Source organism: Pseudomonas reactans (assembly GCF_013387025.1).
In the GTDB taxonomy this organism is placed as follows: Bacteria; Pseudomonadota; Gammaproteobacteria; order Pseudomonadales; family Pseudomonadaceae; genus Aquipseudomonas; species Aquipseudomonas reactans.
The window spans coordinates 311,183-317,224 of sequence record NZ_JACAQP010000036.1 but is presented as its reverse complement, the minus strand read 5'-3'; the positions used below and the strand labels follow the sequence as shown (position 1 = coordinate 317,224).

At 61.3% G+C, this 6,042-nt stretch carries 6 protein-coding genes; 3 read left to right on the top strand and 3 right to left on the bottom strand.

Annotated features, from left to right (window positions below):
- Positions 1-65: 65 nt before the first annotated feature.
- The gene (locus HX793_RS26940; protein ID WP_016980261.1) at positions 66-524 is read right to left on the bottom strand and encodes a YkvA family protein; all 459 of its coding nucleotides are present in this window, start codon (positions 522-524) and stop codon (positions 66-68) included.
- 313 nt (positions 525-837) lie between these two features.
- Positions 838-1,569: a BamJ family beta-barrel-assembly machinery protein gene (bamJ, locus tag HX793_RS26935; RefSeq protein WP_033897692.1), complete on the bottom strand. Its 732-nt coding sequence runs from the start codon at positions 1,567-1,569 to the stop codon at positions 838-840.
- Positions 1,570-1,827: 258 nt separating this feature from the next.
- Here bamJ and HX793_RS26930 point away from each other — a divergent pair, with 258 nt between their 5' ends.
- From HX793_RS26930 to HX793_RS31450, 3 genes are all read left to right on the top strand, one after another.
- Positions 1,828-3,636 (top strand): di-heme-cytochrome C peroxidase, encoded by a 1,809-nt coding sequence (locus HX793_RS26930; protein ID WP_177051963.1) that lies wholly within the window; start codon positions 1,828-1,830, stop codon positions 3,634-3,636.
- Positions 3,633-4,799: a catalase family protein gene (locus tag HX793_RS26925; RefSeq protein WP_177051962.1), complete on the top strand. Its 1,167-nt coding sequence runs from the start codon at positions 3,633-3,635 to the stop codon at positions 4,797-4,799. Before HX793_RS26930 ends, HX793_RS26925 begins: the two co-directional genes overlap by 4 nt.
- Positions 4,800-4,909: 110 nt before the next feature.
- Positions 4,910-5,032: a hypothetical protein gene (locus tag HX793_RS31450; protein WP_256348291.1), complete on the top strand. Its 123-nt coding sequence runs from the start codon at positions 4,910-4,912 to the stop codon at positions 5,030-5,032.
- Between the two features lie 3 nt (positions 5,033-5,035).
- Here the strand turns inward: HX793_RS31450 and HX793_RS26920 are convergent, their stop codons facing one another.
- Positions 5,036-5,971, bottom strand: coding sequence for a LysR substrate-binding domain-containing protein (locus tag HX793_RS26920; RefSeq protein WP_177051960.1), 936 nt, complete (start codon positions 5,969-5,971; stop codon positions 5,036-5,038).
- Positions 5,972-6,042 lie beyond the last annotated feature (71 nt).

Below are 6,042 nucleotides of genomic sequence, written 5' to 3'. Positions count from 1 at the left end.
CTTTTTCAGAGTTTCCTTAGGAGTGTAATCCTAACAGCCCTAAAGGTCGCAGGGGGATAGTCACGTCATGCGTTTTTTTGCGGGTGTTCCTTGGCCAGCAGGGCCGGCGTCGCAGGCAGGCGCTCAACCACGGCGAGTTTTTCCGGGCGCTGAGCCTCACGCCAGGCGCGAAAGGCGCTCAATTCACCGTCGAGGGTCTTCATGACCCATGCCAGCACGGCAATGTCGTCGAGCATGCCGAACATGGGGATAAAGTCCGGGATCGCATCGATCGGGCTCAGGAAGTACATCAGCCCCGCCACCACCGAGATCAGCGCCTTGGGACTGATCGCCCGGTATTCGCCACGCCAGTAGGCCAGGCACAGGGCCTGGAGCAACTTGAGATCATCCTTGAGCTTCCCCAGACGATTACCCTGGCTCGATCCCTTGGCGGCGACGGCGAACAGCAGCGTCGGCAAGCGCCCACGGCCCAGGAGGCGTGCGGCCATGGGCAGGAAACGGGTGAAATTGAAGGGTGGTTTCATCGGTCACTCCAGTTCCAGGCGACATAAAAGGTTATCCACACAAATTGTGGATAACCTTGTGAACAGAGCCTATTTTCTGCGCTGAAAGCCACGTATTAAAAGGCTTGCAGTCAGATCGGGCGTTTTTTGCGCACTGAAAAAAAACCCAAGATTTCATTGACTTGGCGTTGATGTGCGGCTACCCGTACTCGAGTCTTATATCAGACTGTTGCAGGTTGCAGGCGTTCGATCGGATGTTCGCGGGCTCGGATTTTGCAATCCCCAGAAACAACAACGCCCCGTCGAGACGGGGCGTTGTGTGTTCAGGCGCCTGTTACTTCTTGGCAGCCGGTGCAGCAGGAGCGTCAGCCTTGGCTGGGTCCTTGATGGCCAGCAGCTCCAGGTCGAATACCAGCACGGAGTTGGCTGGGATCGCTGGGCTTGGGCTTTGTGCGCCGTAGGCCAGGTCCGAAGGAATGTACAGCTCGACCTTCTCGCCGACGTGCATCAGTTGCAGGCCTTCGACCCAACCTGGGATCACGCCGCTGACTGGCAGGTCAATCGGGCTACCGCGATCCACGGAGCTGTCAAAGGTGGTGCCGTTGGTGAGTTTGCCGGTGTAGTGCACAGTCACCACGTCAGTCGGCTTAGGCTGGGCGCCGTCGGCTTTCTTGGTGATCTTGTACTGCAGACCGGAAGCGGTGGTGACGACGCCGTCTTTCTTGGCGTTGTCTTCGAGGAATTTCTTGCCGGCAGCTGCCGACTCTTCGCTCATCTTGGTCATGCGTTCTTCAGCACGCTTCTGCAGTGCGGCAAACGCTTCAACCAGTTCGTCGTCTTTGAGCTTCTGCTCTTTTTTGCCGACGGCATCTTCGATGCCTTGGGCTACTGCTTTGGAATCCAGGTCATCCATGCCTTCTTGGGCAAGGCTCTTGCCCATGTTCAGGCCGATGCCGTAGGAAGCTTTCTGCGCCGGGGTTTTCAGCTCTACGCTGGTCTGCGAATCACAACCCGCAAGTACCAGGCTAACCAGGGCCACCGCCGCCGCCAACCGATGCTGTTTCATGCTATTTCCTTGTTCATGCGCCAATAGGGCATTCGAATAAAGTCGCGAGCTTATCAGGCGGCCACGACCAATGGCTACCGGCATGTGAGCAGGAAACTTCTGATAAGTTCACGTGTTTAAAAGCATTTTCATTCATGATGGAGGCCCGCGAAGGATCGCGGGACCGCCCACTACCGGGCTCATGGCCACTTGCCGCACCTGTGGCGTAGTGGCATAACATCGCGACAACTCGACAAGACCGAGACAAGGATAGCCATCTTGCGCATTTTTTCCCGTGTTTTACTCCTGATATTCACCCTGCTGGGCATCGCCCTGGCCGTGGTGCTCTATTACACCGTCAACCCCAAGCTGCCGGACTACGTGCCCGTGGAGCAGGTGCACTACCAGGACCAATGGACTGCCGCCGACCGCCAGACCTATTACTTCACGCCCCAGGGCACCCAGGTAAAAGGCCTGCACTACGACTGGTTCACTGCCCTGGAGCTGCCGTTTTCCGAACAGCGATTCGCGACGCCCGAGTATCTGGCACGCTTCGGCTTCCTGGTGGACCCCAAGCAGGTGCCCACCGCGCAAAACCCCGGCAACCTGCCCGTGGGTTTCGCCCGGCATAAGAACGCCAGCAGCAACGTTGAATACCTGGATATCACCTGCGCCGCCTGCCACACCGGCGAACTGCATTACAAAAACCAGGCCCTGCGTATCGACGGCGGTTCCGCCCAGCACGTGCTGCCCTCCAGCGTGCCAACCTTGCGCGGCGGCAGTTTCGGCCAGGCCTTGGTCGCCAGCCTCACCGCCACCTATTACAACCCGTGGAAGTTCGAGCGCTTCGCCCGCCAGGTGCTGGGGGATCGCTACGACGCCGAGCACACGCAACTGCGTAAGGACTTCAAGCAGTCGCTGAACCAGTTCCTCAAGGTGGCCTGGAACGACACCCACCGTCGCCTCTACCCGACCGAAGAAGGCCCTGGCCGTACGGACGCGTTCGGCCGTATCGCCAACGCCAGCTTTGGCGATGCCATTTCCCCAGATAACTATCGCGTCGCCAATGCACCGGTGGACTACCCGCAACTGTGGGACATCTGGACCTTCGACTGGGTGCAGTGGAACGGTTCGGCCCAGCAGCCCATGGCGCGCAACATCGGCGAAGCCCTGGGTGTCGGGGCGACCCTGGCGTTTTTCGACGACGCCGGCCAGCCACTCCAAGGCGATGCGCGCTACCCGTCCAGCGTACGCGTGCGCGACCTCAACCTGATTGAAGAAACCCTGCAACGCCTCAAGCCACCGACCTGGCCCGAAGAGTTGTTCGGCAGCATCGACAAACCGCTCGCCGCCCAAGGCCGTGCACTCTTCGCCGAAAACTGCGCCGGCTGCCATGTGCCCAGCGTCACCCAGGAAGGCGGCCGCCCGGTGCAACAATTAAAAATGCTGCCGGTGGACTACATCGGCACCGACCCCGGCACTGCCAGCAACATCGCCGATCAGCGCTACGACCTCAGCGCGTTGCAATGGGACCTGGCGGAATTGGCCAAACTCAACGTCGAACTGCACCCCACGCCGACCGAGCCGCTGGACCTGAAAAAGCTGTCCGTGGCCAAGGGCCTGGCCTACGTCACCGCGTTCGTCGAAGAACATGCCTACCGCGCCGCCGGCGTGACCCCGGCCGAGCGCCCGCGCCTGGACGGTTACGGCCTGCCCATCGGCGTGCGTGAGCTGCGTGCTTATAAAGCGCGGCCATTGGCCGGCGTGTGGGCGACGCCGCCGTTCCTGCATAACGGTTCGGTGCCGACGATCTACCAGTTGCTCTCGCCCCAGGACGAGCGCAGCACCACCTTCTATAAAGGCACTTTCAACTACGACCCGCGCCACCTCGGCTTCGAAACCGGTGCGTTCAAGAATGCCTTCCTGTTCGATACCAAAATCACCGGCAACCACAACAGCGGTCACGAATTCCGTGCCGGCAGTCGTGGCAACGGCGTAATCGGCCGTGGCCTGCTGCCGCAGGAACGCTGGGCGCTGCTGGAATACCTCAAAGTGCTGGGCGGCCCGCTGGAGCAACAACTGCCATGATGATTCGATCCCCCTACGACCGACCTTCCCTGCTCGCCCGCCTGTGGCTGCGCATCGGCGCGTTTCTGGGCAAGACCCTGCTGTGGCTGGTGGGCCTCGGCCTGCTCGGTTGGCTGGGTGCCAGCGCGTGGTACGCCTGGCAACACAGTGGCCCGGTGTCGCCGAATGAGCAGATTCCTCCCGGCGAAGCGGCGATGACCCAAGGCATTATCCAGACGGCGGTGCGCATCGTCGACCAGCACCGTGAAGGCACGCGCTACCTGCGCGATGCCCATGCCAAGGCCCATGGTTGCGTGAAGGCCGAGGTCAGCGTGGTACCTGATCTTGATCCAGCATTGCGCCAAGGCGTGTTCGCCGAACCGGGCAAGACCTGGCAGGCGATGATGCGGCTGTCCAACGGCAACGCCTACCCGCAGTTCGACAGCATCCGTGATGCGCGGGGCATGGCGCTCAAGCTGCTGGACGTGCCGGGCAAGCAACTGCTGGCCGACCAGCAGGCGCGCACGGAACAGGACTTCGTGATGTTCAGCCACCCGAACTTCTTTGTCAGCGATGTGGCCGAGTACGCGCAGAACATCGGCGCGCAAGCAGATGGCAAGAAAGTCCTGGCGTTCTTCCCCAAGGCCGACCCACGGACTTGGCAGGTGCGTCATCTGTTTATCGCCCTGGCGACCCTGGCGCCCGCACCGGCCAGCCCGACGCAGACCACCTACTTTTCGGTGTCGCCCTACAAGTTCGGCGCGGCCAACGCCAAGTTCCGCGTCGCGCCCGACCCGCAGAGCTGCCCGGAGTACGTGTTGCCCAAGCAAAACCAGGACCTGCCGAACTTCCTGCGCAGCGCCTTGAGCCAGCAGTTGTCCACCGACCGCGTGCCTGCGTGTTTCGTGCTGCAGATCCAGCGGCAGAACCCGCAGAAATTCATGCCGATCGAAGACACCAGCATCGAATGGAAGGAGAGCGATGCGCCCTATGAAACCGTGGCCAAGGTACGCATCCCGGCGCAGGATTTCGACACCCCCGAGCAGAACCTGGCGTGCGACAACCAGTCGTTCAACCCTTGGTTTGGTGTAGCGGAACATCGCCCTATTGGCGGTATCAACCGCTTGCGCAAGGCGGTGTACGAGGCGGTCAGCGATTACCGCCACAGCCGCAACGCCCCGTAAAGAGTGCGTAACAATGGGCCCGACGGCGTAAGGATTGCGTCGGGTCTATTGAGCCGTTTTCACCCCGCCTCTACCGTGAGCACCTACCCCATCACCCGTAGGAAATCACCGTGGAAAGCTCAACCCTCGGCATGATCGTACTGACCCTGATCGCCGTGTTCGGCACCGCGTCTTTTTGCTTCGAACACCTGGCGACACGCCAGACCAAAAAGAAAAAAACCGGCCAGCACTGACCCTCAGCCAGCCTGTTCTGCCTGCGCCGTTCGTGCCTGCAACCATTGACGAAAACTGCGCACCGCCGCCGGCGGGTTGCGGTGATGCGGCTGCATCAAGTGCAGGCGGCCGCGGCTGTGCATGCTGTGGGGCAAGGCCATTTGCAGGCGCCCGGAATCGAGGTCGCTGTCCAGCAAGCGCTTCCAGCCGAGGGCGACGCCGTGCCCCATCACCGCCGATTGCATCAACAGTTGATAGCTGTTGGTGCGTAAGGCATGACGCGGCGAGTAGTAATCGGCGCCCGCATCGGCAAACCAGTCGGCCCAGGTCAGCCAATCGTGATGGTGGTCCTCGACGATCAGCAGGGTATGAGCGTGCAACAAGTGATGCAGGTCGCGAATCGGTCCATGGCGTTCAAGATAGCCCGGGCTGCACACGGTGATGACCTGTTCGCTGTCGAACACCGGCGACAGCTCAAGGCCGTGGGGCGCCGCCAGTTCATCCAGGTGGTAGAACAGGCCCAGGTCATATTCGCTGACATCCAGGTGGCTGGGGCTTTCGCTGCACAGGATGCGGATATCCAGGTCCGGGTGGTCGCGCTGGAACTGCGGCAACAGACCGGCCAGCCAGATCGAGCTGATGGTGGGCGTGCTGGCCAGGGTCAACTGGCGATCGGCACCGCGCCTGCGTAATTCGGCGGACTCGCGGTCAAGCTCGCGCAACAGGCGTTGGACGGTACGGAAATAACGCACCCCGGCGGGTGTCAGGCTCAACCCTTGGGCCAGCCGATAAAACAGCGGGCGGGCGAGATCTTCTTCGAGGCGTTTGACCTGGCGGCTGACCGCGCTTTGGGTCAAATTCAGTTCATGGGCCGCCTGGGTAAAGCTCAAATGGCGGGCCGCCGCTTCGAAGGTCTGCAAGCAATTGAGGGGAGGAAGATCGACGTTTCGGCGCGACATGAGCAAGTCCATTGGCAATGACGGGCCCAGGTTACCCCAGGCCCGCAGAGATCACGTTGGCGTGCATCCTG

Bases quoted from the DNA above. Each gene is read 5' to 3' on its own strand.
- HX793_RS26940 (WP_016980261.1), bottom strand. From the start codon at position 524: ATGAAACCACCCTTCAATTTCACCCGTTTCCTGCCCATGGCCGCACGC.
- bamJ (WP_033897692.1), bottom strand. From the start codon at position 1,569: ATGAAACAGCATCGGTTGGCGGCGGCGGTGGCCCTGGTTAGCCTGGTA.
- HX793_RS26925 (WP_177051962.1), top strand. From the start codon at position 3,633: ATGATGATTCGATCCCCCTACGACCGACCTTCCCTGCTCGCCCGCCTG.
- HX793_RS26920 (WP_177051960.1), bottom strand. From the start codon at position 5,971: ATGTCGCGCCGAAACGTCGATCTTCCTCCCCTCAATTGCTTGCAGACC.